Origin of the sequence: Streptomyces sp. NPDC051172 (genome assembly GCF_040682555.1) — a bacterium.
In the GTDB taxonomy this organism is placed as follows: Bacteria; Actinomycetota; Actinomycetes; order Streptomycetales; family Streptomycetaceae; genus Streptomyces.
Map to the genome: position 1 here is coordinate 1 of NZ_JBFBBE010000086.1, position 26167 is coordinate 26167.

General features: G+C 69.6%; 21 protein-coding genes. 11 read left to right on the plus strand and 10 right to left on the minus strand.

The window, feature by feature from the left end; all coding sequences use genetic code 11:
* Positions 1 to 195: 195 nt before the first annotated feature.
* Positions 196 to 4926 (plus strand): RICIN domain-containing protein, encoded by a 4731-nt coding sequence (locus AB0N07_RS36270; RefSeq protein ID WP_365842603.1) that lies wholly within the window; start codon positions 196 to 198, stop codon positions 4924 to 4926.
* A 167-nt stretch (positions 4927 to 5093) separates the two neighbouring features.
* A complete protein-coding gene (locus tag AB0N07_RS36275; RefSeq protein WP_365842605.1) occupies positions 5094 to 5498 on the plus strand; it encodes a hypothetical protein in 405 nt (134 codons plus the stop codon).
* 153 nt (positions 5499 to 5651) lie between these two features.
* Here AB0N07_RS36275 and AB0N07_RS36280 read toward each other — a convergent pair whose 3' ends face one another.
* From AB0N07_RS36280 to AB0N07_RS36290, 3 genes are read right to left on the minus strand one after another with little or no spacing between them, the layout of a single operon-like run.
* A complete protein-coding gene (locus tag AB0N07_RS36280) occupies positions 5652 to 6932 on the minus strand; it encodes a tyrosine-type recombinase/integrase (protein WP_365842606.1) in 1281 nt (426 codons plus the stop codon).
* Positions 6932 to 7120 (minus strand): helix-turn-helix domain-containing protein, encoded by a 189-nt coding sequence (locus AB0N07_RS36285; RefSeq protein ID WP_365842608.1) that lies wholly within the window; start codon positions 7118 to 7120, stop codon positions 6932 to 6934. The genes AB0N07_RS36280 and AB0N07_RS36285 overlap by 1 nt, the downstream gene beginning before the upstream one ends.
* Complete coding sequence (locus AB0N07_RS36290) at positions 7117 to 8850, minus strand: replication initiator (protein ID WP_365842610.1); 1734 nt, start codon at positions 8848 to 8850, stop codon at positions 7117 to 7119. Before AB0N07_RS36290 ends, AB0N07_RS36285 begins: the two co-directional genes overlap by 4 nt.
* A 321-nt stretch (positions 8851 to 9171) precedes the next feature.
* Here AB0N07_RS36290 and AB0N07_RS36295 point away from each other — a divergent pair, with 321 nt between their 5' ends.
* Positions 9172 to 9591, plus strand: coding sequence for a GntR family transcriptional regulator (locus tag AB0N07_RS36295; RefSeq protein ID WP_365842612.1), 420 nt, complete (start codon positions 9172 to 9174; stop codon positions 9589 to 9591).
* Between the two features lie 611 nt (positions 9592 to 10202).
* Here AB0N07_RS36295 and AB0N07_RS36300 read toward each other — a convergent pair.
* Entirely contained in the window at positions 10203 to 10556 is a 354-nt protein-coding gene (locus tag AB0N07_RS36300; RefSeq protein WP_365842614.1) for a hypothetical protein, read from the minus strand.
* Complete coding sequence (locus AB0N07_RS36305; RefSeq protein ID WP_365842616.1) at positions 10553 to 11032, minus strand: hypothetical protein; 480 nt, start codon at positions 11030 to 11032, stop codon at positions 10553 to 10555. The genes AB0N07_RS36300 and AB0N07_RS36305 overlap by 4 nt, the downstream gene beginning before the upstream one ends.
* Positions 11033 to 11415: 383 nt before the next feature.
* Between AB0N07_RS36305 and AB0N07_RS36310 the strand changes: the two genes are divergently transcribed.
* The 5 genes from AB0N07_RS36310 (at position 11416) to AB0N07_RS36330 (ending at position 14150) form a co-directional block, all read left to right on the plus strand.
* Positions 11416 to 11841: a DddA-like double-stranded DNA deaminase toxin gene (locus AB0N07_RS36310; protein ID WP_365842618.1), complete on the plus strand. Its 426-nt coding sequence runs from the start codon at positions 11416 to 11418 to the stop codon at positions 11839 to 11841.
* Positions 11842 to 11918: 77 nt separating this feature from the next.
* Positions 11919 to 12344 carry an Imm1 family immunity protein gene (locus AB0N07_RS36315; RefSeq protein WP_365842672.1) on the plus strand — a complete coding sequence of 142 codons (426 nt, stop codon included), beginning with the start codon at positions 11919 to 11921 and terminating at the stop codon, positions 12342 to 12344.
* Between the two features lie 248 nt (positions 12345 to 12592).
* Positions 12593 to 13003 (plus strand): hypothetical protein, encoded by a 411-nt coding sequence (locus AB0N07_RS36320; RefSeq protein WP_365842620.1) that lies wholly within the window; start codon positions 12593 to 12595, stop codon positions 13001 to 13003.
* A gap of 368 nt (positions 13004 to 13371) precedes the next feature.
* Positions 13372 to 13545, plus strand: a complete 174-nt coding sequence (locus tag AB0N07_RS36325; protein ID WP_365842622.1) for a hypothetical protein — start codon at positions 13372 to 13374, stop codon at positions 13543 to 13545.
* A 197-nt stretch (positions 13546 to 13742) separates the two neighbouring features.
* Entirely contained in the window at positions 13743 to 14150 is a 408-nt protein-coding gene (locus AB0N07_RS36330; protein ID WP_365842624.1) for a hypothetical protein, read from the plus strand.
* Between the two features lie 270 nt (positions 14151 to 14420).
* On the opposite strand, the gene AB0N07_RS36335 is transcribed toward AB0N07_RS36330, so the two are convergent.
* The 4 genes from AB0N07_RS36335 to AB0N07_RS36350 form a co-directional block, all read right to left on the minus strand.
* Positions 14421 to 15641 (minus strand): MFS transporter, encoded by a 1221-nt coding sequence (locus AB0N07_RS36335; RefSeq protein WP_365842626.1) that lies wholly within the window; start codon positions 15639 to 15641, stop codon positions 14421 to 14423.
* A gap of 101 nt (positions 15642 to 15742) precedes the next feature.
* Positions 15743 to 16792: an endonuclease/exonuclease/phosphatase family protein gene (locus AB0N07_RS36340; RefSeq protein ID WP_365842628.1), complete on the minus strand. Its 1050-nt coding sequence runs from the start codon at positions 16790 to 16792 to the stop codon at positions 15743 to 15745.
* 187 nt (positions 16793 to 16979) lie between these two features.
* Positions 16980 to 17621: a TetR/AcrR family transcriptional regulator gene (locus AB0N07_RS36345; protein WP_365842630.1), complete on the minus strand. Its 642-nt coding sequence runs from the start codon at positions 17619 to 17621 to the stop codon at positions 16980 to 16982.
* A 63-nt stretch (positions 17622 to 17684) separates the two neighbouring features.
* Positions 17685 to 19274 carry an MFS transporter gene (locus AB0N07_RS36350; RefSeq protein WP_365842632.1) on the minus strand — a complete coding sequence of 530 codons (1590 nt, stop codon included), beginning with the start codon at positions 19272 to 19274 and terminating at the stop codon, positions 17685 to 17687.
* Positions 19275 to 19467: 193 nt separating this feature from the next.
* On the opposite strand from AB0N07_RS36350, the gene panB reads away from it, so the two are divergent.
* The 3 genes from panB to AB0N07_RS36365 all read left to right on the plus strand — a co-directional run bounded on the left by panB (position 19468) and on the right by AB0N07_RS36365 (position 22474).
* Positions 19468 to 20343 (plus strand): 3-methyl-2-oxobutanoate hydroxymethyltransferase, encoded by an 876-nt coding sequence (gene panB / locus AB0N07_RS36355; RefSeq protein WP_365842634.1) that lies wholly within the window; start codon positions 19468 to 19470, stop codon positions 20341 to 20343.
* A 293-nt stretch (positions 20344 to 20636) separates the two neighbouring features.
* A complete protein-coding gene (locus AB0N07_RS36360; protein WP_365842636.1) occupies positions 20637 to 21662 on the plus strand; it encodes an ATP-binding cassette domain-containing protein in 1026 nt (341 codons plus the stop codon).
* Positions 21659 to 22474 (plus strand): ABC transporter permease, encoded by an 816-nt coding sequence (locus tag AB0N07_RS36365; protein ID WP_365842638.1) that lies wholly within the window; start codon positions 21659 to 21661, stop codon positions 22472 to 22474. Before AB0N07_RS36360 ends, AB0N07_RS36365 begins: the two co-directional genes overlap by 4 nt.
* A gap of 28 nt (positions 22475 to 22502) precedes the next feature.
* On the opposite strand, the gene AB0N07_RS36370 is transcribed toward AB0N07_RS36365, so the two are convergent.
* A complete protein-coding gene (locus AB0N07_RS36370; RefSeq protein WP_365842640.1) occupies positions 22503 to 26018 on the minus strand; it encodes a BTAD domain-containing putative transcriptional regulator in 3516 nt (1171 codons plus the stop codon).
* Positions 26019 to 26167 lie beyond the last annotated feature (149 nt).

Below are 26167 nucleotides of genomic sequence, written 5' to 3' on the forward strand. Positions count from 1 at the left end.
AAGACCGAGGACTCGCGCCCGCGACCAGCCCGAGCACCCCGACCAAACCGCACACCAGCCCCTCCGACCTGCACGTTCGAAGATGGCGAAGGCTCCTTGCACCCCAGACCCTGGTTCCGGCTGCCCGGAACTCGAAGATCACGAAAACTCACGTCCGCTGTCACGTCCGTAGCCGCGCTGGCCGTTCTGGCGGGTGTGGCGGTTCAGCCCGGCCTGCCCGGCCTCCACGCCGAACCGGCGGGCGATTCCTACCCCTGGTACCAGGACACCTCCGCCGAGCAGTTGCGGCAGGACCAGTGCCTGATGTCGCACGTGCTGCGGCTGGGCGGGCCGTCGATGGCCGCGACCGCGCAGGACGGCCTCAACCAGCCCGCCGACAAGCTGCACGTCCTGGCCAACCGCGAGCACTGGGACAAGACGCCGCTGGCTGTGGCGTACCAGAAGGACCGGGACGCGGCGAGCAAGCAGATGGACGATCTCGCTGCTCAGCGGGACGGCTGGAAGAAGCCTCTCGAGGGCCTGGCGACCCCTGACGGATTCACGGACGCCGGGTTCCACTGGCCGCCCGACGGCGAGCAGAGCTTTGACAACCAGACCGGTCTGGCCAAGTGGGTCGCCGACCGGTTCTGGATGAACGACTACGACTTCTACCAGGACGACACTCCGAAGGCCGACGACGCGACCCTCAAGGCCGTCGACGTCGTCGGCAGCCCGCTCTACGGCAAGGACCCGGACCCGACCGGGACGACCCAGCAGGAGTGGAACCGGGCGCTGGCCGAGCACAGCGCCTTCCAGTGGATGCATGGCGGCCCCGCCACGAACGCGGGCGCCGACGACGCGCGTGTCTTCCTGTCCTCCGGTGGCTTCCCGCGTACCGCCCCGCAGCCGGGCACGCCGGAGTACCGCATAGCGGTCGAGGACGTGAAGTCCCGGTTCGCGGCCTGTGGCTGGCGTGACCCGCTGGACCCGGACAGCGTACTGGGCGACATCACCTCCACCGCGGCCGGTGAGTGGCAGCAGGAGGTCTCCTCCCAGGCCGCCCAGCGCAACCAGATCCTGGACGCCAACAAGAGTGCCGTCGACGCCCTGGCCAAGGGCGCGAAGGCGCTGAGCGACATGCTGGGGCACTCCTGGGTCGCCGACCACCTCACGCGTTGGCAGGACTTCTGGAAGCCCGGCGGTATCGGCTGGATCGGCGACTCCTCCCTGGTCATGCGGGTGGAGGCGGCCAAGGGCAAGTGCCTGGACGTCCAGGGCAGCGGGACGGCCAACGGCACCCCGGTGCAGACCTACACCTGCAACAACAGCGCCGCCCAGCAGTGGCAGTTCTGGGGCTCCTACGCCGGGGGTTACGCCCTCTTCAACACTCATGCGGCCAAATGCATTGACGTGCAGAACGGCAACGACGCCAACGGTACGAAGATCCGGCTCTGGACCTGCAACGGCAGCGCGCCGCAGCAGTGGCAGTTCGACGTCCGCGCCGCCGGCGAGCTCCGCAATGCCGCCACCGACAAGTGCCTGGACCTGCACACCTTCACCAACGGCAACGACGCCCAGCTGTACACGTGCAACGGCACCGACGCGCAGAAGATCCGCATCGTCCCCCAGGGCCACGACGGCGACGGCAAGCTGGACTACCCGGACAAGGCCCAGTTCACCAAGGCCACCTCCGGAATCTCGGCCGCTCAGACGGGCGCGAAGAAGCAACTGGCCGTACTCCAGGCGCAGTTGGCAGCCGCACAGCAGGCAGGAACCAGCTCGGACACCGCTCTTCAGGCCGCCTACGGCATCGCGGACGCGGCTGGTGCGCCGCGGGGTCGCGGTCTGCTGGTAGGCCAGCAGAAGACACAGGTGACCCGGGGCGCGGTGGCAGCGCTCCAGGCGATGGAGAAGGCCGGCGAGACCGCTGAGGCCGCCACCCGTGCCTCGGCCGGTGACAGCGCGACGATCGCGCAGCGTGCGCTCGCGCAGGCGGCGCAGGCCAAGGCGGAGTTCCGCAAGGAGGCCGCGAAGGCCGCCGAGGAGCAGGCCAAGGCGGCCGCGGACGCCGCCAAGGTCCACCGTGACAACGCCAAGGCCGACAAGGAAACGGCCGAGGCCAAGCTCGGTGTCGCCCTGAAGGCCGAGGGTGATGCGAAGGCGGCCGCCGCCGACGCCCATGCCAAGCGGCTCGACGCCGAGGCCCAGGAGAAGACCGCCAAGGCGGAGAAGGAGACCGCCGCGGCCAAACAGGCCGAGGCCGCGGCCGACAAGACCGCCGCACAGCAGCAGGCAACGGCGGCCAAGGACGCCAAGGACAAGGCCGACGCCGCCGAGAAGACCGCCGAAGGCAAACGCGACGACGCGAACACGGCCCGCGACAACGCCAAGGCCAAACGCGACGACGCCTGGGACGCCGAACAGAAGGCCAACGCGGCCCGGGCCAAGGCCGACGCCAAGGACGCCTACGCCGACTCTCTGGACTCCGGGGACGCGGCGACCGCCGCCCGCTCCGCCGCCAACGACGCCGACAAGGCCGCCGACGACGCCGAGAGTGCGGCCACGAAGGCCCGCGCGGACGCCGACGCGGCCACCCAGGCGGCGGCCGACGCCGACGCCGCGGCCACCCGCGCCGAGGCAGCCGCCAAACGCGCCCGCTCCGACTCCGACGCCGCCCAGGCCGACAAGCTGAAGGCCGATGCCGCGGTGAAGACCGCGACCAGCGCCGCAGCCGACGCCATCAAGGCGTCCCAGGACGCCGCCACCGAGGCAAAGACCGCGGTCAAGCTCGCCGACGAGGCCGAACAGCACGCCAAGGACGCCAAGACCCAGGCGGATGCGGCGAACACGGAGGCCGGCAATGCCCTAGCGGCCTCCGCGAAGGCCGCCGGGTACGCGCATGTCACCGCCCAGGCCGCCGTGGACGCCGGAGAAGCAGCCAAGCAGGTCGCCAACCCGGCCAACGACGCCATCCAACTCGGCTCGCCGTACGTCGACACCGACTCGGCCGCCGGCCTGGTCGTCCTGACCGGACAGGCGTCCAAGTCCATCGCGGAGCAGCAGCAGGCCGTCGCCGACGCGCACGCCAAGAACGCCGCCGCCGAGGCCCAGGCAGCGAAGAACCTCGCCGACCAGGCCAAGGGCGACGCCAAGGAGGCCTACCAGCACGCGGCCAACGCGGCCCAGTACGCGGCGGACGCCCGCACCTACTCCAAGGAGGCCCTCGGCTACGCGGCCGACGCCGCCACGGCCGCAGCAGCGGCGCAGTCCTCCCTGGCCCGAACCATCGACTACGACAAACAGGCCGCCGACGACGCGGCAGCAGCGGACACCGCGGCCGGCAACGCCGAGGGCTACGCCAAGGACGCCCGCGACTCAGCCGACGCCGCAGCCCTCGACGCCGAAGCCGCCCGCTCCGCCGCCACCCAGGCCGAACAGGACGCCAAGGACGCCCGCGCCGCCGCCGACCGCGCCGACGCAGCCGCCACCGAAGCCGAACAGGCAGCCAAGGACGCCGCCAAATACGCCAAGGAGGCACAGGACGCGGCCGACAGGACGGAAAGGACGGAGGCCAACACAGAGGCGTCCAAGGGGTCCGGTACCGGCATTCCCGGTGTCTTCGCCGTCCCGGACGAGTCCACCGTCCAGATCGTCAGCTCCCAGCAGATCGGCACCTGCCCCGGGATGCCGGAAGCAGCAATCCAGGGCTGCAACGCCACGTACAACCTGGTCGTCACCTACGAGGCTGACTTCTACCTGTGCACGGATCAAAGTGCGCAGGCCACCGCGGACGGCTGCCCGAAATCGGCGTGGCAGTTCCTCCAGCGAACGACCTTGAAGAACATCAAGATCGAAAACTGGCAGCACCACTTCTCCGGCAAGGACATCGTCCGCGCCGGATGGCAGACCCTCTTCGGCGACGTTCCCGGATCGATCCTGTTCTCCTTCTTCGCCGAAGACATGATGAACTGCCTCCACGGCAGCGCCAGCGGCTGCGCCTGGGCCTTGGCGACCTACGTCCCGGTGGAAGGCGCACTCAGCGAGATCAGCAAGGCAGTCAAGGCCCTCGACGCTGCCGCCAGGACAGGCATCGGCTTCGAAGACGCCTGGAAGGCGCTACGCGCCTACAACCTGTCTGATGAGGTCATCGCCGGTATTGCCGCAAGAGCCGTCGCGGCTCTTGCCAAGGTGTGTGAGCGCACCAACAGCTTCCCCGGCACCACACGAGTGCTGATGGCAGACGGCACCACCCGGCAGATCCAGGACGTCCGGGTCGACGACGCAGTCCTCGCCACCGATCCCGAGAGCGGCCGTACCGAAAGCCACAGCGTCACCCGCACCATCTACACGCCGGACGACACCGACTTCGCCGACATCACGATCAACGTCGGCAACGCACGGATCACCGCCACTCAGCACCACCCCTTCTGGTCGCCCAGCGCCCACCGTTGGATAGACGCCGGCGACCTCGAGCCCGGCCAGACCCTGCACACCAGCAACGGCGCGACCGTCACGGTGGCCCGCGTCCACCGCTACCACCAGATCCATTCGGCTTACAACCTCACCGTTGAAAACCTCCACACGTACTATGTGCTGGCGGGCGAGACTCCCGTGCTCGTGCATAACTCCGGAGGCTGCCCTGATCTGGATGCGCTTTCGCAGAGCGGAATGCGTCCAGCAAAGGGGAAGACGACTCATGCAGGCCGTGAATACCAGAAGCACATGAACCGCGGCGATCTTCCTGTGGTTCCCGGCAAGGAATTGAAGACCGCCGGGCAGGATTTGTTGGACGACATTCTGACCAATCCGCAAACCTCTACGTCCGCTGTCAATTCCGGCAACTTCGCGGGCGGAACGCGGTACATCATGCCGGACCCTGCTGGTGGGCGCGGGATCGGTGCGACCTTCGACGCAAATGGACAGTTCCAATACTTCGGGCGGTACTAGGCATGTTGGTAATCGAGCCGTGGGATGCAAAGGCGCGCGGCGACGCTAGTCTCGCTGACCTTCGGGGTGCGATCGCGGGGGCGTCTGTGAGTGCGGTCCGCTACGTAGTTCCGCAGGGGGAAACCTGGCCCGAAGGGCACAGGGAGGATCGTGCTCATGAAGTCGACATGGCCGTTGATCTGGTCATGAGCACCGGGGCTGCACTGTCCCTGTCCTGGGCGATGGATGGCCTCAACGAGGGGATGGCAATCGAGTTTAGGGAACCTGGAGAGTCGGACGCCGACTTGCCTGGGGACACTGTCGACGTGAGCGACCATGTCGATTGGGAGAGGTTCCTTGGGGCGGATATTGTGGAGATCAGTCCTGCCTGGCACGTTCCCAATGACGGGTGTCCTGAAATGCCGTGGGCGTATCGCCTTGGATTCTCCAATAAGTCAAGCCTGGTTATTGCTCTAGGTTCGGCTGAGGGGGAGGGTTTCACGTATATGCCTGACGAGCTGATCGTGTTCTTCGACGAGAGTCTCGCGGCTTCCTATACGATCCCGGCGAGTGATACTTCTTCGCGCGGATAGGTTGAATCGAGTCAAGGGGTTCGGTAGGTGCCTGGTGCGGTACGCCTAATAGCCGGAGCATTTACATTGCTCGGGAAAACAGATTAAACAGGCCCCGCCGGAATGATCTCCGGCGGGGCCTGGCGCCTTGTGACGGCAACGGTGACGGCAACGTCAGCGGACGACGGCTGCGGTGGGCGGGTCGTCCGGGGCGTCGGTCTGGCTGAGGATGCCCCCGAGGGTGTCGATGGCCTGGCGTTGGAGGCGGAGCCGTACGTGGGCGTAGACGCCGGCGGTGACGCCGATGTGGGCGTGGCCGAGGAGTTCCTTGATGACGACGAGGTCGACGCCTTGCTCCAGGAGCAGGGTGGCGGTCGAGTGTCGGAGGTCGTGGAAGCGGATCGTCCGGAGCCCTGCGCTGTGAAGGAGGCGGCGGAAGCGGCGGGTCAGGTTGCCGGGGTCGAGCGGCCTGCCCTTGGGGGTAGTGAAGATGAGTCCGTTGTCAGCCCAACTCGTTCCGGCCGCCTGGCGCTCTTCCTGCTGCTCTTCCTGGTGGATCTTGAGGGAGCTCAGGCATTGGGTGGGGAGGGCGATGCGCCGCTCGGAGGCCAGGGTCTTGGTATGCAAGACGGTCAGGCCCTGGCTGCGGGTGCGCTGGAGGGAGCGGTGGATGGTGGCGGTGCCGCTGTCGAGGTCGAGGTCTTCCCAGTGGAGGCCGAGGAGTTCGCCCTTGCGGAGTCCGGTGCGCAGAGCGAGTTCGTACAGGGCGTGAAGCCGGTCGCCGTTGGCCGCTTGAAGGAGTTGCCTGGCTTCGGAGGCGGTGAGGGGCTGGAAGCGCCTGGGGCGGGGCGCGGTTGTCTTGACGTTCCGGGCGACGTTGCGCGGCAGTTCGTCCTCGCGCACGGCGTGTTCCAGGGCGGACTTGAGGACCGCGTGGACGTACGTCACGGTCAGCGGTGACAGTCGCTTCTCGCAGCACTGGCCGATGGCACAGCAGGACCGCTGTGTCGCGTCCCGGTTCTGGGCGCAGCACTGGCAGGTGGTGCGGAGTCCGTCGAGGAAGGTGCGGACGTCGCGGGTGGTGAGTCGGGCGAGCTTCTTCGCACCGAGGCCGGGGCTGAGGTGGAGGCGGATGGAGGCGGCGTAGCGGGTGTGGGTGTTCTCCCGCAGGTGGTGTACGGCAACACCGTTCAGCCAGTACGTGAGGTAGGCGCCCACGGTGCTGTCGGCCGCTGCTACGGGGAGGCCGCGGTTGCTGGCAGCGATCTTCTCGGTGAGCTTGGTCATCGCGTCCTTGCGGGTGGTGCCGTAGACGCGGACGCGCTTGCGGGTGTTGCCGGGGGCCAGGACGTATCCGGCGGCTTCCCATCGTCCGTCCTTGCGCTGGTAGACGGTCCCGTCGCCGTTCGCACGGGCACGGGAGCGGCGGGAGGAGGCAGGGCGAGGTGTGGTCATCAGGCGGCGTCCTGTTCGAGGCGGGTGCGGATGAAGTCAGTGAGGGCGTGCGTGGGGATGCGGCGGGCGCGGCCGAGGGTGATCGATACGAGTTGCCCGGTGCGGAGGAGGTCGTAGACGGCGGAGCGGCCGAGCTGGAGGCGGGCCATGACCTGGGGGACGGTGAGGAGTTCCGTACCGGCGGTCACGCGGGGGCCCCGGGCCGGACGGCACTGGTCAGCCGATCGGTGGAGTGACCCACCGGGTGACCGGCGCGGTCGCCGGAGTGCTTCGAGCGTCGGGGTCGGTTCGGTTGCTCGGGTCGGGCCCGCTGTTTCGCGGCGAGGAGGTCGGCGAGGTGTTCGAGTTCGGGCAAGAGGCCGGTTCCGGCGTACTGCCAGTGGGAGATGACCAGCGTCGTGTCCGAACCGTCGGGCGACGCGGCGATATCGCGGTGACCGGGACGGTGACCTGTGGAATGACCGTGACCGGGTCGGTGACCGGCGGCCAGGTCAGTGGAGTGTCCGGCGCGGTCACTGACCGGAGTGCCGTCCGTCTGGCCGGCCTGCGGCCCACCCTTGGCTGGGGCCTGGAGGTTGGGTCGGCCGGTTCGCCAGGCGGCGCGTTCGGCTCGGAGGTGGGCGAGGGTGGTGGAGTAGCGGCGGGTGCGGGTGGAGAAGTGGCCTCGGAAGCCGAGCATGTGAGCCCATTGACGCAGGCGTAGGTGGGCGTGCCGACGCTTGGTGGCGAGGTGCCAGGCAGTGTGGATCATGCGGCGGGCGTGGTCGGTGATGTCGTACTGGGCGAGTTCGGCGAAGAAGCGGAGGCGGCGGTCGAGGGTGCCGGTGGTGGTCTCGGCGCCCTTGGTGGCGTACTTGGCGATGTAGGCGGCGACGTGCCGGTCGGTGACCGGGCCGCCGGTGAAGTCCGCGCTGCGGATCGGCCGGACGTCGATCTGCCGCCCGAACCGGAACACCGACCGCCCGCCCCGGCCGCTCTCCCGGGGCCCGGGCGCGTCCTCGGCTGACAGCTGAGGCTGACCTGCGTGGTGGACACGGGTGCGTGTGGCGGCGGCGCGGACGGCGTGGTCGAGGAGTTGGGTGGTGGCCCAGGCGGGTGGTGTGCTGCCGGGGCCGGTGGGTCCGTCGAGGCGGATGACGGCGTGGAAGTGGACCTGGCCACGCTTCTGGTACTCGGCGACCTTCGCGTACGAGAGCGTGGCGTGATCGCGCAGGGCCCGCTGCGTGAGCCCAGCGACTTTGGCGATTTCGCGTCGCAGGTGCGTGGTGAAGCGTGCCCATAGGGCCGAGGCGTGCGCGTTCCACAGCACCGCGCCCGCGTAGTCGTAGCGCTCCGGGTCGAGCGGCGTGCCCAGGAGCGGGTCGTCACCGGGGTGGGAGTGGCCGCAGTGGCAGCGGCCGGTGTCGGGCCGGTTGTGGACGGGCCCGAAGCCGGGCGCGGTCAGGGTGGCGAAGACGCGGGGGTGCGCGGCGACGCTGGTGGGGACTGTCTTGCCCCCGCGAAGTCCGGCGGCGATGAGTTGGTAGGTGTCGTAGCGGTAGACGGTGGAGCAGGCCGGGCAGCGGGTGGCGCGGCGGTTGCCGCAGCGGACCAGCAGTTTGCCCGCCGGGAGCCGGCTGGAGTCGAAGTGGTCGAGGATCTCGCCGGTCGCGCTGTCGAGTCGGGTTCGGTGTCCGGTGAGGCGGATCGGGTGCGCGCAACCGCCGAGTGTGCTGATCTGTCGTGCGAGGGGTGCGAGGTGTCCGGCGGCGGCGAGCTTCGCCAGCCTGGCGGTGAGCCTGGCGCGGCGCTCCAGCGCCGACCGCCCTGCCGTCGAAGCGGTGACGTCCGCCGGGCAGGTCGGCGTCGTGAACGCCGGCGACGGACACGAGGCGGCCGGAGCGCTTACGGAGTACGGGAGTTGGAGCTGTGCGGGCATGCGGAACGGGGCCTTTCGGCGGGAGTGCGGAAGCGGTACGGAGCGGGGTGGCGTGGGCAGGCCGAAGTGATCGGCTCACAGGGAACGGGGCGCCTCGAAGGTGGGCGCGGGGGCCGGACCAGTGAGGGCTTGGTCGGCGCTGGCGCGGTGGTGATCACCGGCGGGTGCGTGACGTTAACATCGCCCCACGGGCGCATTCAAGTGCATCCCTCCTCATTCCTTTCTACGGGGTTCGGGACGCGGGTAGTGTGGGGCCGGTTTCCCGGCTTGGACGGGCCGGATATTGCTGATAGAGGGCGTGGAAAGCGGGGGTGACCAGGCGTGGTGGTGGGGCGGCGCGGGCGCAGGCCGGCGGGCAGCGGGGTACCGCTGACGTTCGAGGTCATCGCCGAGACCCTGCGCGAGCGCATCCGCTCTGGTGGGCTGCGGCCGGGTGATGCGTTGCCCACGCAGGCCGTGTTGATGCGGGAGTTCGGGGCGTCGAGCCTGACCGTGCAGAAGGCCATGGTCCTGCTGAAGCAGGAGGGGTGGGCGGTCTCCCGCCCCGGCAAGGGAGCCTTCGTCGCCCACCACGACCACGCCGATGAGCTCGACGGCCCCGAGGCGACCGCGCCCGCCACCGGGACGGCGGCCCGCGTCGAGGCGCTGGAACGGGCACTGAAGGAGGCTGCCCAGGAGATTGCCGAACTTCGTGGCCGCATCGAGGCCCTGGAGTCAGGCAGCGGCGAGCGGGGCCGCTGACCCACCGTGCCGGGACGCCGGTCAGGGCGGTGCGTTCAGATTTTCTCTACGAGGTTCAAGGCGGGCCCCGCCTGCCGGAGCTGGCCGCCGTCGCCGACAAGCCCGCCTTCACTCCGGGCGGTCAGCCGCGAGGCAGGCGGCGAGCCGCCCGGCAGCCGGGGCGTGAACCAGGACTGCCGGAGCGGCAATCTGCCTGGTCGCCGGGCTGACCGTAACTGGGCTCCTGGCGGAGCAAGTTGTCGCCCACGACCGTCCTACGGCCGGATCGCAGGCACAGGGCCGACCAGGGGGCCGACCCTTCACGTACATCGCCAGGCTCACCGAGGGCGGTGGCCGACGTTGCCTCTGGCAGGGGAGCGTGAAGCTCCCGGCACTCGCCGTCAGCCGGACCGCCTTCCGTCACGCCCCCGCGCTGTCGGACTGACCGACGCACCAGCCCCGCCGCACGCCGACCGAGGGCCGCCCCGGAAGTCGAGCGCCGAGCCGCCGAAAGCCCCCGGACCGCCCACTTGCCCGGGGTGGGGCCCTGGATCGGGCAGGGCACCGGCCCGAGGCCGCGCCGACACCCGCGCGGATCGTGGCTGCGGCAGGTGGACAGGAGGTGAGGGCGATCAGTCGGTGGCTTTGGGGTGTCCGGTGCCTGCGTAGGTGATCCAGGCGGTGCGGTTGGCGTCGTCGACCAGGTACCAGATGCGGCCGCCGCCGGTGACCTCGTACTGCCAGCGCTCCAGCGTCTGTCCCTTCCAGACCGTAGCGCCGAGCTTGCCCTTGAGGCGGTGGTGGCGCTCGGGGTCGTCGGTGGCGCGCGGGGCGGATCGGATCTTGTCGAAGGCACGGCGGAGGTTGCCTGCGGCGTGGCGGGAGAGGTGGTCCCAGCCGTTGGCCGCCTCGGTGTTGGCGAAGCGCAGGTCGAATTCGTCGCCGATCGGGGGTGGGGCCGCGCGGTCACCGCGCTTGGGGCTCACTCGGCGGTCTCGCCTTCGGGTACGCGGACAGGGCCGAGGTCGCCGTCGGGCTCGCGGGTGAGGAAGTCGTGCAGGGCCGGGTCGGCGTAGATCTCGGCACTGTGCCGCCACTGGGCCAGCAGCAGCGCGATGGGAGTCAGGTTCTCCAGCGCAGCAGCCCCGCGGGCCGTGTCCACGAGTTCGCCGAGCATCGCCTCGACGTCGTCCTCCGGGAGGAAGACCGACCAGGGCAGGGCATCAGGCAGGGCCTGTCGCAGTGCGGCGGTGTTCTCGGTGCGGACCAGCCCGGCGAGCAGGCGGGCGGTGAAGTCGACCACGGTGGAGTCCTGCGCCAGTTGGTCGGCGCGAATGAGCGCCAGGTCGCTCGCGTCGCGTCGGCGCAGGCGCAATGCGCGGACCGCGTCCAGACGCCGGGCGGTGGCAGCGGGGTGGTGGAGCAGCTCGCTGAAGGGTACGTCCTCGTAGGCCGTCGTCATGACATCCACAGTAGCTCGGATGTCCCGGCTCGGGTAGCGGGTAACGACGCGGGCACTGCTCTACAGGTGACCAGAAACGGGCTGTCGGCGCGTCGCCTCCGACGGGGAGCGAAGCCTGCCCCTCCGAGCGGCGAACCCCTCCCACCCCACCCCGCCCCGGCCCGCACTGCCGAACCGGCGGACGGCCGAGCCGCCGCGGGCCCCCAACCCTGCCTGAGAGGTCAAGATCCTTGACGGCAGTAGTGACGGCAACAACCACGAACAACCCCGGCCGAACCCGTACCTCAGCGGACCGCCGAATATCACTTGACCTGCGAGAACACAGGTAGAGAAGGGTCGCGTAGCACACGTACTATGTGCTGGCCGGGGCAACACCAATCCTCGTGCACAACACAGCATGCGTTAATGTCGCGAAGGTGCTGGCGGAGCTTGCCGACAGACGCGTGACGACCGGTCGAATCTTCGATTCGTCGGGCAAAGAGGTTTTCAAGGAGATAGAAGCCGGAGGTGGCGGCGCTCTCGTCGACGCTACCGATGAGTATCTGAGAAAATACGGTACCGCCATCCATCCGAAGGCTAAATACTACCCGGCTGCGCAGCATGTTGAATCGCAATATGCCATGTGGATGCGGCAAAATGGAGTAACCAACGCCACGGTGGTAATGAACAACGCCGAAGGCGTATGCGGAGGTCCGTACGGGTGCCTAAGGGCAGTCAAGACAATTCTGCCGGAAGGTTCGAGGATGACTATATGGTACCCTGGCGCACTGAAGCCAGAAGTAATTCTCGGAGAGGCCGCCGCACCGTGATTTTGAATGCAGTGATCCATGGCCGCTATCACTATGCAGAAAGCTGGCCGGAAAAGGCCAGGCTAGTTGATGAAGTGATGGAGAATATGCGATCAGAGCGCCGTGGCCAGCCTTGGATCAGTCCGGGAGAGGTGGCTACGCTCATGTTCGCGGACAGGCGTCACTCAGAGTCCGTAAACGATTGGTGGCCTGACAACACCCTCCAGGTTGCAGTCAACTTGGAGAGCGGTTACGGCGGCCTCGTCTGGTTCGCAACCCAAGAGCGCGCGACGAAGGACGAAATTTCGGAGCACATTTGGGTTTCCGATAATCCGCATCCTCCGAACTTCGATCCGCGCGTTGTATCCGACCCCGGGGTTCCGTTTTTCTTTGACCCCAGAAGCACTCTGCCGATTGATCGAGTCCGGGCCGCACTTGAGGAGTTCTGTCGAAATGAAACCGGCGATCGACCCGAGTGCGTTCAATGGGTTCACGGAGAAATGAATGGACAGAGGAATGAGTGATCCTCATCCATCGTCATCAAAATGCACCATGCGGGACCACCCGAGAACTGAACGGACCGTGCAAGTGTTGCTGTGGCCCCGAAATCCACAGGTGACGCTGGCTGGTTAATGCGGCGCCTCACCTGACGTCGGTTCCCAAGACCGAGTTGCAGCCTTGGGAACCGACGTTTTTTTGAGGCCCCCGTATCCTCGCGATTCCAGTCATGCAACGCGCTTCGCAAAGAACCCCAAACAGCATGAGGAGTCCCATGGCTGAGCCGCACCCGAGAGCCACTCCGGAGATCATCGCCGAGCGTGAGGCGCTGGCCAAGCGGGTGTGCAGGGAACTGGAACGTGCCGGGTTTCCCGTGTACCGGGGTGACCTGAGCGGCAGTCCTCATACCCAGGCTGGCGTGGACGTACATGTGACGCCCTTCACCGATGGCGGGGTCTATGTGGACTGGGAGACGGCTGCCGAGTTGAGGGATCCCGCTCTCGATCTCCTCGCGAAGGGGATCGACTACTCCAATCCGCCTGTGCTAGCTCGCTACTACAACACCGTCTTGAACCAGATGCAGGCTGCTCTTCTGGAGATCCTTGCCTCAGCCGGGTTCGAGGTCGTGCGGCCCGATCCGCACGGCCACGGCAGCATGGTTCAGGTCACGGAATACCGACGCTGATCACTTGCCGATCAGGCGCCGCCGAGGGCGGGAACTATCCCGGCTCCCCTCCCGGCGGAGCTTTCCGCGTCAAGGTTGTCTACATCCCGCCTGCCAGACAGTGATGCCGATGCCCCGTCAGATGGGGCCAGAGGCAATGCGTTACGACGTCAGGGCACTCCTCGTAGGCGTTGGGCCAGGGAAGGAGTACACCGTAAGGGCCAGACCGTTCGTCCGGCGAGAGGGTACGGAATTCACCGTCCGGTTCCTCGGACAGCAACGCGACCTGCTCAGTGAGGTGCTGTCGTGGTTCGCCCTCCGACGGAAGGCCGAACCCTGCGTGACAGGACCGCGAGGCGCTGGGGCTGCCGCACCATTTCATGGTCGTCATGTATGACGACCTCTGGGAAGTTGTCGTCCTCGATACCTCTCAGCCGGACCAGGAGGGGGAGTACCCGGTTTACGCATGGAACCCCGGGGTTCTGGAGGGCGGGCTCATGGAGAAGGTCGCGGACAACTTCGGAGAGTTCACGCTCCACGAGTGCCAGCAGGAGCTGGGCTGATCCTCTCCCTGAGAGCGCGCCAGGGGTCCGCACACTGCTGCGTGGACCCCTCTCGGCCCCTACAGCTTCAGTCTCGGGTCAGCGACGTAACCGAACAACCCGTCGAGTCCATCGAAGGCACTGACGCGCCCGTTTCTCTTGGACATCCATACGGTGTCGGTGACCCGAAGACCCCAAGGACGGGAAGAACACAGAGAATGCCGGATTTTGTGCGAGAGGGACGTCTGTTCCGGGTGGTCAGCTTCGCGGCGTCGCACCGCCAGTTGCTGCTGCGCAGCGACGCCACCGCCGTCGACGGAACAGACACCCGCGTCGACGTGCACTTCGGGCATGTGGAGCTCATGCTGCTCAAGCCCATCTACGAGAAGGGGATCCACGTTCGTCGGGCGTCGGAGGCCGAGTTCGCGGTGCTGAGTGAGCGTCATGACCTCGCCGCGGACGACGCCGACTTCACCTGGATGGTCGAACCAGACGGCGGCAGCTTCGTCGTCTCCGCCGAACCCGCATGGCGCGAGGCGGACCGCAAGTTCGAGGACCCGTCCCTGTTCGACTTCACCCAGCCCTGGCCCCCGGACTTCCCCGTGGAGTACGGCAGCGTCCGCTGACGTGGATTAAACGCTGAGGGCGCCCCTGGCAGGCGAATTCGCGGGGGCGTCCTCAGCGCCATGCACGTCCATTTGCTGGTGAAGGATCGGACGGACACCACCGGCGCCAGCCGAAGCCTCGCCGTCGCCGAGGCGGTGCTTGAGTTCCGAGCGGTGGCCAAGCCGACGCGGAGGTGCAGCCCCCGCTCGGGTCGAGGGGGCAGGGCCTCCGCGGATGAACGCGGGCAAGGTCGCCAAGAACGAGAAGCATCCGCCCCGGCGCCCGCCGCCTCAGCGCTGCAGTGCCCCCGCCCCCCGCGGAACGTGGGACGCAACCACGCGCCCCCGCCCCCCGGCAGGCACGCCCCGCCGGTCCACCCCGTACGCCACACCGGCCACCGCAAGGCCGAGCACCGCCAACCCCGCCCCCGCCAGCGCCGGAGACGTAACCCCGAAGCCCGCTGCCAGCGCCAGGCCGCCGATCCAGGCGCCGCCCGCATTCGCCAGGTTGAACGCCGCCTGATTCGCGGAGGACGCCAGCGACGGGGCCGCCGACGCCTTCTCCATGACCATCAGCTGGAGCGGCGACCCAGTGATGAAGGCCGCCGCGCCGAGCAGGATCACCGCCAGGCCCGCGCTCCACTGCGTCGACATCAGCAGCGGGAACAGTGCCAGGACACCCGCAAGCGAAACCAGGCCGCCGAACAGCGTCCCCCGCAGCGAGTGGTCCGCCAGGCGCCCGCCCGCCAGGTTGCCCACCGTCGCGCCCACACCGAACAGCGCCAGCAGCACCGTCACGCTGCCCTCGGCGAACCCGGCGGAGTCCGTCAGCATCGGCGTGATGTAGCTGTATGCGGCGAACAGGGCGCCGAAGCCGGCGACCGTCGTGCCGAGCGCGAGCCAGACCGGCACCGACCGCAGGGCCGCCAACTCGCCGCGCAGGCCTGTCGCCGGGGCCGCGTGGGCGTGGTCGTGCGGGATCAGTGCCGCCAGGGAGGCGATGGCGGCCAGTCCGATCGCGCTCACGCCGAGGAACGTGGCCCGCCAGCCCAGGTGCTGGCCCATCAGCGTGGCGACCGGCACGCCCGCGACGTTGGCGACCGTCAGGCCGAGGAACATCAACGAGACGGAGCGGGCCTTGCGCTCCGGCGCGACCATGTTCGTGGCGACGACGGCGCCCACGCCGAAGAAGGCGCCGTGCGGCAGACCACTCAGGAAGCGGGCGGCCAGCAGGGAGTCGTAGCCGGGGGCGAAGGCGGAGAGCGCGTTGCCCGCCACGAACAGCGCCATCAGACCGATCAGCACCGTGCGGCGGGACATCCGCGCGGTGACCGCGGCCAGCAGCGGGGCGCCGATGACGACGCCCAGCGCGTACGCCGAGACCAGGTGCCCGGCGGTGGGGACGGAGACGTGCAGGTCGTCCGCGACGTCGGGCAGCAGGCCCATCATCACGAACTCCGTGGTGCCGATCCCGAAAGCGCCGACGGCCAGAGCGAGCAGGGCCAGGGGCATGAAGGGGCCTGTTCCTTTCAAGGTCAAGGGGAGAGCAGAGTTCCGTACCAGGTTAAGTTCAGTTACGGAACAAAGCCTCTCAGGCCCAGTATTCCGGGAGGTTACGAGCCGGTGGCGAGGCTCACACGGGCCGCGATCGGGAGGTGGTCGCTCCCGGTCCTGGGCAGCGTCCACGAGGTCACCGGCTCGATGCCCTGGACCATGATCTGGTCGATCCGCGCCATCGGGAACGAGGCCGGCCAGCTGAATCCGAATCCGCTGCCCGCCGCGCCCTGCGTGGAACGCATCTGGGAGGTCACGCCGTTGAGGGAGCGGTCGTTCATCGTGCCGTTCAGGTCGCCGAGCAGCACCTTCCGCTTCAGCGGCTCCTGGGCGATGGCCTCGCCCAGCGCGTTGGCGCTCTTGTCGCGCTGCCGGGCCGTGAACCCGGCCTCCAGCTTCACCCGCACGGACGGCAGGTGGGCGACGTAGAACGCGACCTGCCCCTCCGGTGTGGTCACCGTGGCGCGCATGGCGCGCGTCCAGCCCAGCTTGATGTCGACGGCCCTGACCCCGGTCATGGGGTACTTGCTCCACAGACCGACGGTGCCCTGCACCGAGTGGTACCTGTACGTCGACGCCAGCGCCCCCTCGTACACCGGCACCGCCGACGGGTTCAGCTCCTCCAGCGCCAGCACGTCCGCGCCGGACGCGGCCACGTCACGGGCCGTTCCCGAGGGGTCGGGGTTGTCGGCGTTGACGTTGTGCGTGGCGACGGTCAGGTCGCCGCCGCCGACGGTCTTGTCGGTCAGCAACCCGCCGAAGAGATTCAGCCATACGGCCGCCGGCAGCACCACCGCGATCAGCGCGGTCGCCGACCTGCGCACCAGCGCGAGCAGGAGCAGCAACGGGACCAGGAGACCCAGCCAGGGCAGGAAGGTCTCGGTGAGGCTGCCCAGGTTGCCGATGCGGTTGGGGATGCGTGCGTGCAGCAGCATGACCAGAGCGAGGATCACCGCGAGGGCGGCGACAACGATGCCGCGGCGCCAGATTCTCGGGTCGCCCCGCCATCCGGAGACCATGCGGTTGAGCAGGCGCCGAAGCCGGTCTCCCCGGTGCTCGGGCCCCGAGCCGCCGTTGTCCGTCTCCCTCACATACGCCTGCTGCGCCATACCGCGTCGCCTCACTGCCTGCCGTGCAACCCGTCCGTCCCCCCGTATCTGAAACCCTAGGGGATGATCGAGCTCGTCCCTGCCGTCGCATGACGGCCGTACGGGCACGAGGACGACGAACGCGGCGCGGCGAGTTCCGAACGCGACCCCGGAAAGCGCCCTCTGTGACGCAACGCGCACATTCGGGCTAGGTGGTTGAGGATTTGACGGGTCGTAGCCCTTCGAGGAGCGTGTCCACGATCTGCTCCGACAGGCCCTCGGAGAGGTCGTTCTCCTCCTCCACCGCCGGGCGCATGACGGTGCGCAGCAGCATGGGGCCGACGATCAGGTCGTTGACCAGCTCGAGGTCGATGTCCTCGCGGAGTTCGCCGTTGTCCCGGCCGCGGCGCAGGATCTCGATCTGCAGTCTGCGCCGCGGCCGGACGACGGAGGCGTGGTAGGCGGCCCAGACCTTCGGGCTGCTCTTCATCTGGGCGAACACGTTGTGCAGGAGCGCCGAGGTGCGGGTCAGGACGCCGCGCTGCCGCAGATGCTCCAGAAGGGCCACCAGGTCGTCGCGCATGGACGTGCCGGGGAGTTCGGGGTCCGGGGGCTCGGCGGCGCGTACGACGTCGGCGAAGAGCTCCTCCTTGCCGCTCCAGCGGCGGTAGATGGTGGCCTTGCCGACGCCCGCCGTGCGGGCGATGCGCTCGATGGAGAGTTCGGCGAGCGGGACGCCGTCCTCCAGGAGCTTCAGCACGCCCTCTATGACGGCGCGTTCGACCGCCTCACTGCGGGGGCGTCCGCGTGCGGGCACCCCGGGCGGGGCCGTACTGTCGGCGAGGCTCACTTCTGCGTCCCTTCGTTGAGCTGGAGCAATTCTCCCCGTTGCCCCCCAGTGCGACGGAAGACGCTAGTCCGCCGCTGACACCAACTGCTGCTCCTCCTCGCCTTCCTGACGGGCCGGCGGCTTCCCGGGCAGGAACACGAAGGCCACGAGCGCGCCGAGGATCGCGACGACCGTGCCGCACAGGGCGGTGACGTGCATGGCGTGCAGGAAGGCGTCGTTGGCCGGAGTGACCAGGGCCCTGCCCTGCGGGCCGAGCTTCGCCGCGACGCCGAGGGTGGCCTCGATGGACTCGCCGGCCGTGTCCCGCAGCCCGGCCGGAAGGTGCCCGAGCTTGCCCTCGATGCCGTTGCGGTACGCCGTCGACAGCACCGAGCCGAGGACCGCGATGCCGAGGGCACCGCCGACCTGGCGGAAGGTGTTGCTCAGCGCGGACGCGGAGCCGGCCTTCTCACGCGGCAGGGCCTGCATGATGACGACGCTGGTCGGGGTCATGACGTGGGCCATGCCGGCGCCCATGAGGAAGAACACGACCTCCAGGACCCAGATCGGGGTGTCCGCCTCGAACCCCGCGAACGCGGCGAGCATCCCGGCGAGCAGCAGCAGTCCGACCCCGGTGGTGACCTTGTTGCCGAACCGGTCGACGATCAGCCGGGCCCGCGGCGCGAAGATCATCTGCGCGGCGGCCAGCGGCAGCATCAGCAGACCGGACTGCAGCGGCGAGTAGCCGCGCACGCTCTGGGTGTAGAACACGGCGAAGAACGTGACGCCCATCAGCGCGAAGAAGACCAGCGCGATGGCGGCCATGGCGGCCGAGAACACCTTGTTCTTGAAGTACGTGACGTCGAGGGAGGGGTGGTCGCTGCGCTTCTCGAAGACGACGAACGCGGTGAGTACGACGAGACCGGCGGCGATGGTCGACAGCACCTGGGCGTCCGTGAAGTCGGCGAGCTGGCCGCCCTTGATGATGCCGTAGACGAGCAGGACCAGGCCCACGACGGACAGCAGGACGCCGATGGGGTCGAGCCGGCCGGGCCGCGGGTCGCGGGAGTCGGGGACGAGCCAGATCATCAGGGCGAGCGCGAGGAGCACGATCGGCACGTTGATCAGGAAGACCGAGCCCCACCAGAAGTGGTCGAGGAGCACACCGCCGGTGATCGGGCCGATGGCGATGGCGAGGCCGACGCCGCCGGCCCAGATGCCGATGGCCTTGGGCTGCTCCTCGCGTTCGAAGACGTTCATGAGGACGGCGAGGGTGGCCGGCATGACGAAGGCCGCACCGAGGGCCATCAGCGCACGGTAGGCGATCAGCTGATCGGGTGAGCCGGACTCGGCGGCGAGCGCGGAGCCGACGCCGAACACGACGAGACCGCCGAGCAGCACCTTCTTGCGGCCCACCCGGTCGCCGATGAGGCCCGAGGTGAACAGCAGACCGGCGAAGACGAGCGTGTAGGCGTTGATCGCCCACTCCAGCTCGCTCTGCGTGGCGCCCAGCCCGGTCGGGGCCGGGGTGGAGATCGTCTTGATGGCGACGTTCAGGATCGAGTTGTCGAGCACCACGATCAGCAGGCTGAGCATCAGGACGCCGAGGATGGCCCAGCGGCGCCGGTGCACCGCCTCGGGTATCCGGCGGGCGGGAACGGGTGGAGTCGTCATGCCGTCCAGGCTAGGCGAATTCCGATACGAGACGGTGCCGTATCGTAAATATTTTACCTGGACCTTACGCCCGCTCCCTGCGTCCGGTACGTGACGGAGTTCCCTCTGGCCCTGGCTGGCACGAAGTGCCACCATGGGGGGTGATCCGGGGACGCCGTCAGGGTGCCTCGAGATGACTGAAGGAGCCGTTGCAATGACGCAGCTTTCGGCTGCCCAGACTGTCCAGAACAGGCCCTCCGACGGCAGCAAGGCGCTGTACGGGGGCAAGGGCACACGCCGTATCACCGTTCGCGACATCGCCCTCGCCAAGGAACGCGGCGAGAAGTGGCCCATGCTCACCGCCTACGACGCGATGACCGCGTCCGTCTTCGACGAGGCCGGCATCCCGGTGATCCTCGTCGGCGACTCGGCGGGCAACTGCCACCTCGGGTACGAGACGACCGTGCCCGTCACCATGGACGAGATGACCATGCTGTCCGCGGCCGTCGTCCGCGGCACGCAGCGCGCCCTGATCGTCGGCGACCTCCCCTTCGGCTCCTACCAGGAGGGTCCGGTGCAGGCGCTGCGCTCGGCCACCCGGCTGGTGAAGGACGCCGGGGTGGGTGCCGTGAAGCTGGAGGGCGGTGAGCGGTCGCACGAACAGATCCGGCTGCTTGTCGAGTCCGGTATCCCGGTGATGGCCCACATCGGGCTGACCCCGCAGTCCGTGAACGCGATGGGTTACCGGGTGCAGGGGCGCGGCGAGGAGGCGGCGCAGCAGTTGCTGCGGGACGCGAAGGCCGTGCAGGACGCGGGTGCGTTCGCGGTGGTGCTGGAGCTGGTGCCGGCGGAGCTGGCGGCCGAGGTGACTCGGGTGCTGCACATCCCTACGGTCGGGATCGGGGCCGGGCCCGAGACGGATGCGCAGGTGCTGGTGTGGACGGACATGCTGGGGCTGACCCCCGGTCGGGTGCCGAAGTTCGTCAAGAAGTACGCCGACCTGCGTGAGGTCATGGGGAACGCGGTGAAGGAGTTTGCGGAGGACGTGGTCGGCGGGGTGTTCCCGTCGGAGGAGAACTCCGTGCACTAGAGCCACAGCGGCACAGAGGCAGCCCGTCGATCTTCCCCCGTCGACGGGCTGCCGTTTTGTTTCTCGCCCCCGCCGCCCCTCCCCGTCCCGTACCGGGGGCCGGCCCCCGGACCCCCGCTCCTCAAACGCCGGAGGGGCTGATTTTCAGCCCGCGGGGGTCTGGGGCGGCAGCCCCCAGGGACGGGACGGCTAGGGGCGGCCGGGGCGAAACTGTCGGCGGTCTGTAGGCGCCGACAAAGCCGTGTCGGTGACCTGTCGGTCTTTTGTCGGTCGGCCCTGACACCGTCATCGGCATGACGCGAATCGACAACAACCCCAGCGGCGGAAACGCCGCCGTCACCGTGCGGGGGCTGGTCAAGCACTACGGCGAGACCAAGGCGCTGGACGGTGTGGACCTGGATGTGCGCGAGGGCACCGTGATGGGTGTGCTCGGGCCGAACGGTGCCGGCAAGACCACCCTGGTGCGGATCCTGTCCACCCTGCTCACCCCCACCTCGGGGCAGGCGACCGTCGCCGGATACGACGTGCTGCGCCAGCCCCGGCAGCTGCGCCGGGTGATAGGCCTGACCGGACAGTACGCCTCCGTCGACGAGAAGCTCCCCGGCTGGGAGAACCTCTACATGATCGGGCGGCTGCTCGACCTGCCCCGCAAGGAGGCACGCGCGCGTGCCGACGAGCTGCTGGAGCGGTTCTCGCTGACCGACGCCGCCAGGCGGCCCGCGAGCACCTACTCCGGCGGTATGCGGCGGCGCCTCGACCTCGCTGCCTCGATGATCGGGCGGCCCGAGGTGCTGTTCCTCGACGAGCCCACCACCGGCCTCGACCCGCGCACCCGCAACGAGGTGTGGGACGAGGTCAAGCGGATGGTCGGAGAGGGGGTCACCGTGCTGCTCACCACCCAGTACATGGAGGAGGCCGAGCAGCTGGCCACCGAGCTGACCGTCGTGGACCGCGGCAAGGTCGTCGCGGGCGGTGCCATCGACGAGCTGAAGGCCAAGGTGGGCGGACGGACGCTGCGGGTGCGGCCCGCCGATCCGCAGCAGCTGCGCCCGCTCGCCGCCACCCTCGACGGCCTCGGCATCACCGGGCTCGCCACGACGACCGTCGACACCGAGAGCGGTTCCGTGCTCGTGCCGATCCTCAGCGACGAACAGCTGACCGCGGTGGCCGGCGTGGTCCTCGCGGAGGGCATCACGATCAGCTCCATCACCACCGAACTGCCCAGCCTGGACGAGGTGTTCCTGTCGCTCACCGGCCACCGCGCCAGTGCCCCGCAGGACGCCGTACCCACCGACACCCTCGAGGAGGTCGCCGTATGAGCGCGGCAACCGCCACCGCTCCGGCCACCGATGCGCGCATCCCGTTGCGCGGCCATCTGCGCCACACCGGCGCCCTGATCCGCCGGAACCTGCTGTGGATCAAGCAGGACCCCGAGTCGATGTTCGACGCGCTGCTGATGCCGGTCATCTTCACCCTGCTGTTCGTGTACGTCTTCGGCGGCTCGATCGGACAGGCGCTGGGCGGCGGCCAGCACGGGTACGTCCAGTACGTCATCCCCGGCATGATCGCGATGATGAGCATGTCGCTGTCGCAGGGCGTCGGCACCGGCTTCAGCCAGGACTTCAACTCCGGTGTCATGGACCGCTTCCGGTCCCTGCCGATCGGGCGCGGCTCGGTGCTGTTCGCGAAGATCGCGGTCGAGCTGGCGCGGATGCTCTTCGCCACGACCGTGCTGATGATCGTCGCCGTGCTGGTCGGGTTCCACATCCACCACTGGGCCGGACTGTTCGCGGCCGTCGGACTCGCCACGGTGTTCGCCTCGTCGATCATGTGGGTGTTCCTCACCCTGGGCGTGGTCCTGAAGAACGCGCAGTCCGTGCAGGCGATGGGTTTCCTGGTGCTCTTCCCGCTGCAGTTCGGCTCGTCGATCTTCGCGCCGACGAAGAACATGCCGGGGTGGCTGCAGGCCTTCACCGACTACAACCCGCTGTCCACGCTCGCCGACGCGGCGCGCGGACTGATGGTGGGCGGCCCGGTCGCGCACGACCTGTGGGTCACGCTCGGCTGGTCCGTGGCCATCACGGCGGTGGCTGCGCCGTACGCGATCCACAAGTTCCGTACCAAGAGCTGACGTTGGCCCTACGGCACTTCGGTCCGCGTCAGACCAGGGCGGCGGCCTCCTCCGCGGAGAGGCCGCCGCCCTCCGCGTGGGCGGCCTCGTAGGCCTGGTCCCCGAGGGCCGCGCGGGCGAGTCGTTCGGCCCTGGCGTACACGTCGCGCTCCATGGCCGTCGCGACATGACCGACCGGCAGCAGTGTCCACGCGGCCCCGATGCAGCGGGCGGCGTCCCGGGCCCGGCTGCCGCCGTCGACACCCGCGAGGCCGATCGCGGCGAGGGCCAGGTGCAGGGGGCGCATATGCGGGGCGATGGCCTCGGACAGTGGGTCACCGGCCCGCTGCAGCGCCAGCCGGGCCTTGTCCAGGGACTCCTCGTAGTTGCCGTCGACCGCCTCCACGAAGGCCTCCGATCCGAGGATGAACGCGTCGAAGACGACGAAGTGGGCGATGCTGAACTCCTCGCGCAGCAGCCGCAGTTGCTCGCGCGCCTCCGGCATCCGGCCGGCCATGGCGAGCCGGGCGGCGAGGAACATCCGGGCGGCGGGCATGGCCTCGTTGACCGTGCCGTCCTGCCGCTCGATCACCTCGCGCAGCAGCTGCTCGCCCCGCTCCGTCTCGCCCGCCTCCAGCAGCGCGCTGCCGAGCCGGGCGCCCAGCACCGCCATCTGGGCGCGGGCGCCGAGGCGTTCGGCGCGTTCCATCGCCGCCTCGTAGTCGGCGGCGGCCGCCGCGTACTCGCCGATGCGTTCATTGGCCTCGCCGCGGGCGGACAGCGCCTCGGCGGTGCCCCACAGGTCGCCGATCCGCCGGTAGATCTCCAGCGACTCGTCGGCGTCGCGCCGCGCGTCGCCCGCCCAGTCGCTGCGGTTGGCGAGGAGGTTGGCGCGCATCTGCAGGGTGGCGGCGAGTTCCCACTCCATGCCGGGGGTGGCACGGCAGGTGGCGACGCTCGCGTCGAGGATTCCCGGCAGCTGCTCCACGCTGCCGGTCAGCATCACGGCGTAGAACCAGAGGATGCCGGGGGTACGGCAGTTCTGCGGGAGGCCGGGCCGGTAGACCTCGGTTATGGTGCGCAGCTTCTCCTTCGCCTGCGGGGACTCCCAGGCCTCCAACTCCGTGTCCATGCAGGCGAGATGGGCGAGATGGACTCCGCGCCGGGCCTCGGCGAGGAGTTCGCCGGACAGCGGGGGCGGGACGTCGGTGCAGCGCTGCCAGAGCGGTTCGGCGGGCCGGGCGGGGGCGGTGAAGGGGTCGGGGCCGAGGGCCATGACCTCGGCGCACCAGTTGCGGGCCTCGATGCGCGCGTCACGCATCTGCCAGTACCAGGACAGCGACAGGATGAGGCAGAGGGCTTCCTGTTCGTCGCGCTCGGTGACGGCGTGACGCAGGGCGGTGCGCAGGTTCTCGTACTCGCGCTCCAGCAGCCGGATGGCGGCGAGCTGGCCGGGGCCGCGCAGCAACGGGTCGGTGGTGCGGGCGAGTTCGCGGTAGTACGTCAGGTGCGCGCGCTCGGTCTCCGGGCGCCGCCCGGTCTCGTCCAGGTGCTCGCCGGCGTACTCGGCGACGGTCTCCAGGAGCCGGTAGCGCATGCCTCCGTCGCCCGAAGGGGCGGCCACGACAAGGGACTTGTCGACGAGTGAACCGAGGGCTTCCAGCGCCGCGGGTCCGCAGACGGCCTCGGCGGCGGTCAGATCGCAGCCGCCCGCGAAGACGGAGAGCCGCCGCAGCACCTCCTTCTCCTCCTCGTCGAGCAGATCCCAGGACCAGTCGACGACCGCACGCAGGGTCTGCTGGCGGGGCAGGACGGTGCGGCTGCCGGAGGTCAGCAGCCGGAAGCGGTCGTCGAGCCGGTCGGCGATCTGGCGGGGCGTCAGCATACGGAGCCGGGCGGCGGCCAGCTCGATGGCCAGGGGAAGCCCGTCGAGCCGCCGGCAGATCTCGGCACATGCCTCGGGGTCCTCGTCGACGCGGAACCCGGGCCTGGCGGCCGCGCCCCGGTCGGCGAGCAGCCGCAGCGCGACCGGCTCGGGCAGCGGCTCCACGGGACGCAGCAACTCCCCCGGTACGCCCAGGGGTTCACGGCTGGTGGCGAGCACCGTCAACTGCGGGCACCGTTCGAGAAGCTCCTCCACCAGCCGGGCGGCGGCTTCGACGACATGCTCGCAGTTGTCGAGGACGATCAGCATGCGCCGCCGTCCGCAGTGCTCGGCGAGCCGCTCGACGGGGTCGTCGTGCCGCTCGGCCCCTGCCGCCCGCATCGCCTCGGCCCCGGCGCCGTAGAGCACGGTCTCGCGGGCCCCGACGGCGGTCAGCACGGCCTCCGGTACGGCATCCGGATCGTCGACGGGCGCCAGCTCGGCCAGCCACACCCCGTCCCGCGCCGCATACCGCACGGCCTCGGCGGCCTCCTGCGACAGCCGCGTCTTCCCGGCCCCACCGGGCCCGAGCAACGTGACCAGCCGGGCCGCCGCGAGATCGCCCCGGATGGCCTCGATGTCGACCTCCCGGCCGACGAAGGAGGTGAGGCGGGCGCGGAGGTTGCCCGGGGGCTGGGGGGCATCGGCCCTGGGAGCGGCAGCCGACGCCCCTTGAACGACGGGCCCCTGGCCCGACAGACCGCCGACCGCGGCCCCCGCACCGTCCGTACCTGCGCCGGCGGCAGCGCCCGGCCAACCGACAGCCTGCCTACCGCTGTTCCACCCGTGGCCGTCCGACGGGGCGTAGGCGCCCCTCTCGCGTGCCCACTCGTCCCGCTCTCCCGACCGCTCACCGCCGTCCCGCCCCGGACCACCCGACGAAACGCCGGCACCGAGCCCGCGTCCCCCCTCGTCCGGTCGCAGCAACTCCCCGTACAGCTCCCTCAGTTCGCTCCCCGGATCCGCTCCCAGTCGGTCTGCCAGGAGGCGTCGTACGTCCTCGAAGGCGGCCAGTGCCTCGGCCGTGCGGCCCGCGTCGCGCAGGGCGCGCAGGCGTAGGGCCTGGAGGGGTTCGTCGAGGGGGTGGGTGTCGCACAACGCGGTCAGTTCGGGGAGGGACTGCTCGGCGTGGCCCAGGGCGAGGGCGGCGGTGTGGCGGGTGCGCAGGGCGTCGAGGCGGCGGGTGTCCCAGCGGGCCGCCTCCGCGGTGCGGTCGGGGAGGTCGGCCAGGGCGGGCCCGCGCCACAGGCCGAGGGCGTCGTCGAGCACGACGGCCGCCTTGGCGGGGTCGCCGTCGGCCAGCGCCCGCGTCCCCTCGCCGGTCAGCCGCTCGAAGCGGTGCAGGTCGACGTCGTCGGGCGGGGCGGCGAGCCGGTAGCCGCCCTCCGCGGAGGCCACGGCGTCCGCGCCGAGCGCCCGCCGCAGCCGGCCGACCAGCGCCTGCAGCGCACCCGACGCGTCGGCGGGCGGGTCACCGCCCCACACCTCGTCGACGAGGACACCGGTCGGCACCGTACGCCCGGCGCGCAGCGCCAGCACGGTCAACAGAGCACGCAGCCGCGCCCCGCCGACCGGGACAAGGGTGCCGTCGGCGCGGAGCGCCTGAGTGGTGCCGAGGATGCGATAGCGCACGGGGTCCATTGTCTCCGTTGACGTCGGGGGCGGTCATGGGGTTCGGGCGAGCGGTGCGGTCACGGGGGCAGCGCAACCGTGCTCTCTGCCGGCCGGCGCAGAACACACATGCCATCCCCCATGTCCCCACCCTTCCACGGAACCACCGTCCCCCCGCG

Excerpts from the sequence above, each read along its gene's own strand:
- AB0N07_RS36275 (WP_365842605.1), top strand. The coding sequence starts at position 5,094 with ATGGCCGTTGATCTGGTCATGAGCACCGGGGCTGCACTGTCCCTGTCC.
- AB0N07_RS36280 (WP_365842606.1), bottom strand. The coding sequence starts at position 6,932 with ATGACCACACCTCGCCCTGCCTCCTCCCGCCGCTCCCGTGCCCGTGCG.
- AB0N07_RS36290 (WP_365842610.1), bottom strand. The coding sequence starts at position 8,850 with ATGCCCGCACAGCTCCAACTCCCGTACTCCGTAAGCGCTCCGGCCGCC.
- AB0N07_RS36305 (WP_365842616.1), bottom strand. The coding sequence starts at position 11,032 with ATGACGACGGCCTACGAGGACGTACCCTTCAGCGAGCTGCTCCACCAC.
- AB0N07_RS36315 (WP_365842672.1), top strand. The coding sequence starts at position 11,919 with ATGGAGAATATGCGATCAGAGCGCCGTGGCCAGCCTTGGATCAGTCCG.
- AB0N07_RS36320 (WP_365842620.1), top strand. The coding sequence starts at position 12,593 with ATGGCTGAGCCGCACCCGAGAGCCACTCCGGAGATCATCGCCGAGCGT.
- AB0N07_RS36325 (WP_365842622.1), top strand. The coding sequence starts at position 13,372 with ATGTATGACGACCTCTGGGAAGTTGTCGTCCTCGATACCTCTCAGCCG.
- AB0N07_RS36330 (WP_365842624.1), top strand. The coding sequence starts at position 13,743 with ATGCCGGATTTTGTGCGAGAGGGACGTCTGTTCCGGGTGGTCAGCTTC.
- AB0N07_RS36335 (WP_365842626.1), bottom strand. The coding sequence starts at position 15,641 with ATGCCCCTGGCCCTGCTCGCTCTGGCCGTCGGCGCTTTCGGGATCGGC.
- AB0N07_RS36340 (WP_365842628.1), bottom strand. The coding sequence starts at position 16,792 with ATGGCGCAGCAGGCGTATGTGAGGGAGACGGACAACGGCGGCTCGGGG.
- AB0N07_RS36350 (WP_365842632.1), bottom strand. The coding sequence starts at position 19,274 with ATGACGACTCCACCCGTTCCCGCCCGCCGGATACCCGAGGCGGTGCAC.
- panB (WP_365842634.1), top strand. The coding sequence starts at position 19,468 with ATGACGCAGCTTTCGGCTGCCCAGACTGTCCAGAACAGGCCCTCCGAC.
- AB0N07_RS36360 (WP_365842636.1), top strand. The coding sequence starts at position 20,637 with ATGACGCGAATCGACAACAACCCCAGCGGCGGAAACGCCGCCGTCACC.
- AB0N07_RS36365 (WP_365842638.1), top strand. The coding sequence starts at position 21,659 with ATGAGCGCGGCAACCGCCACCGCTCCGGCCACCGATGCGCGCATCCCG.
- AB0N07_RS36370 (WP_365842640.1), bottom strand. The coding sequence starts at position 26,018 with ATGGACCCCGTGCGCTATCGCATCCTCGGCACCACTCAGGCGCTCCGC.